Source organism: Flectobacillus longus (assembly GCF_030056705.1).
In the GTDB taxonomy this organism is placed as follows: Bacteria; Bacteroidota; Bacteroidia; order Cytophagales; family Spirosomataceae; genus Flectobacillus; species Flectobacillus longus.
The window spans coordinates 1-3,206 of record NZ_JASHIC010000054.1 but is presented as its reverse complement, the minus strand read 5'-3'; the positions used below and the strand labels follow the sequence as shown (position 1 = coordinate 3,206).

Annotated in this window: 1 protein-coding gene; it reads left to right on the top strand. The window is 41.5% G+C overall.

What is annotated here, in order from left to right:
• On the top strand, positions 1-3,206 hold a 3,206-nt coding region (locus QM491_RS25295), incomplete at both ends, for a hypothetical protein (RefSeq protein WP_283330373.1).

The window sequence follows — 3,206 nt, the reverse complement described above, 5'->3', positions numbered from 1 at the left end:
CGATTTGTTCAGGTTCAAGTAGTGTACTAAGTGGGACTTGTGCTACTGGTACTTTATCATGGTACACCGATTCAGGCTTGACAGGAACCGCATTAGCTAGCTCAACAGTTAGCCCAACGACAACGACGACGTATTATGGTGCTTGTGTGAGTGGTACTTGTAAAAGTCCAGCGAGCAGTGTTACAGTAACAGTAACAGCGACGCCATTGGCACCAACAAGTGCATCAGCTAGTCCAAGTGCGATTTGTTCAGGTTCAAGTAGTGTACTAAGTGGGACTTGTGCTACTGGTACTTTATCATGGTACACCGATTCAGGCTTGACAGGAACCGCATTAGCTAGCTCAACAGTTAGCCCAACGACAACGACGACGTATTATGGTGCTTGTGTGAGTGGTACTTGTAAAAGTCCAGCGAGCAATGTAACAGTAATAGTTAATACAATGCCAGCGTTGACGTCTAGTAATTTCACAAAAGTAGATCCTAGTACCTGTTTGGGTTCAAATGGCTCTATTAAAATATGTGGTCTTACTGCAGGTATCTCTTACAGTGTAGCATTTTCAAAAAATAGTGTTTCTCAGAGCCCTGTGTCTTTAATTGCTGACGCCTCAGGTTGTATAACTTTATCTAATATTAGTGCAGGTACTTATACAAACTTTAACATTAGTAATGTTTCTACGACTTGTTCAACAGGATTACTAGCAGGTGTTTCGGTGGCACTTTCAGATCCTCTGACAGCAATAATCAGTTTGGGAACTAGTCAAAACCCAAGTGCTTGTGGACTTAATGATGGCTTTATTCAGATTAGTGGTCTGACTTCAGGAACACAATATACCTTAAATTACCTACTCAATGGTAGCAGTTTAACGCCAGTCGTATTTACAGCATCGGGTAGCAATTATACTATTGGTAACTTAACAGCAGGAAACCATACAGGTATTACAGTAGAAAGTACAGGCTGTACATCAAATGCCTTAATTAAAGTATTGTCAGATCCAACTACTGCAACAATCTCGTTATCAGCTAAAACAAATCCAACGGCATGTTCAGCCAATGATGGGTCATTCACGCTGACAGGATTGGCTCCTTCTACTTCATATACACTTAACTATATGAAAGATGGAATCCCACAGACACCATTTACTTTTACTTCTACTGGAGTTTCATATACCTTATCAGGTCTTATTAGAGGAGATTATACTAACATTCGTGTAACCAATTCGGGATGCGTGTCTAATAGTGTTAACACTACCTTGGCTGATCCGGGGGCGGTTGTATTGAGTTTAGGTACTCCTATCCAACCAAGTGCTTGTGGAGCATCAGATGGATCAATTACTTTATCTGGATTAGCTGTAGGTAATACTTATGTAATCAGATATAAGAAAAATGGGATATGGCAAACATCTTCAACGGTGGTAGCTAGTTCATCATCCTACACACTTTCAGGATTGGGTGCTGGTAGTTATACTAATATTACAGCAACTCAAGGCGGGTGTACATCAAATGCACTAAGTCAAGTTCTTGCTGACCCTGGTGCAGCGCAATTATCATTAGGATTAGTAACACAAGTTGCATCTTGTGGAGCATCTAATGGGGCTATTACACTTACAGGGTTAACAACGGGACTTTCTTATACTTTACGTTATACTAAAGATGGTATAGCTCAAAGTCCTATAACTTTTACGGCAACTGGTAGTTCCTACACAATGGCTGGTTTAGGAGCTGGTTTATATCGTGGAATAAATGTTACGCAAGGTGGATGTACTTCCAATAGTTTAAATACTCAAATTTCTAACCCAGGAGGAGCAACTATTGACGTAATAGGTTTAAATCCTGTCACTTGTTCACCTGGTAATGATGGAGGATTGATTGTAACAGGATTATCACAGGGATTATCATATACATTAAACTATATGAAAAATGGTGTGGCTCAAACACCTATCACGATAGTATCAACATCTTCAACTTCCTATAAAATAAATGGTTTAGTTGCAGGTTCGTACACAGATATTACTGTTACACAAGCTACGTGTATCTCAAACTTAGTTAGCGAGGATTTGATTAGCCCTGCAATATCAACGACTCCATCGTTTGGTGTTACTACTTTAGCGAATGTTTGCCCTTCACCGACAGCAGATTTAACAAATTTGACTACAACCAATTTGCCTGTTGGGTTGAATGTGACTTGGCACTCTAGTTCAGTGGCTACTGCTATGAATAAAATAGCAGATCCAACTTCTATAGGAGCTGGGCAGTATTATGCTTCATTCTATAATGCGACAACGCTTTGTTACAGTCCAACTGCACTCATTACAGTTTCAATAGTTCCGTGTGATAGTGATGGCGATGGGGATCCAGACAACACAGATCCACAACCAACGAATCCATGTGTATGGAGTTCGAGTCAAGTGTTAGCGAATACGACAACAGCTTGGCGCAATGCAGACTGTGATGGCGATGGCGTAACGAACTATGCAGAAGCAACAGGAGCAGATGGTAATCCAGCAACAACTGCTGATAATACCGACCCACTTAGTGCGTGTAGCTTAAACTTAGGTCAAGTGACTTTAGTAGCAACAAGTACGGGTGACTGTGATGGTGATGGCGTAACGAACAAAGATGAGATCAATGGTATCGATGATAATCCATTAACTACTTCTGACAATACGAATCCAAATGATGGTTGTAGCTATAACAAAGTAGACCAAGTGTTTGCGAATACAAGTGCAGGTTGGAAAGCCTTAGACTGTGATAAGGATGGTAATCCAAACGGAACCGATCCAAACCCACAAACAGCTACTGCTGCCAACGATGTCTTGACTGCTAACTTTGGCGTTACAAGTACCGTAAATGTATTGAGTAATGATGATTTCTTAGCAGGCGTTAATACGAGCATCACTAAGACAGGCGGAACAGCAGGCGGAACGGTAAGTTTCAATGCCAGTACAGGCGTGATGAGCTACACCCCAACAGCGAGTGAGCCGGGCAATAGTGTAACTGTTATTTACCAAGTATGTAATACAGCGACAACGCCAAATGTCTGTGCAAGTGCTACAGTAACGATTAGTGTACCATTAGCAGGTGATCAAGATGGCGATGGGGATCCAGACAACACAGATCCACAACCAACGAATCCATGTGTATGGAGTTCGAGTCAAGTGTTAGCGAATACGACAACAGCTTGGCGCAATGCAGACTGTGATGGCGAT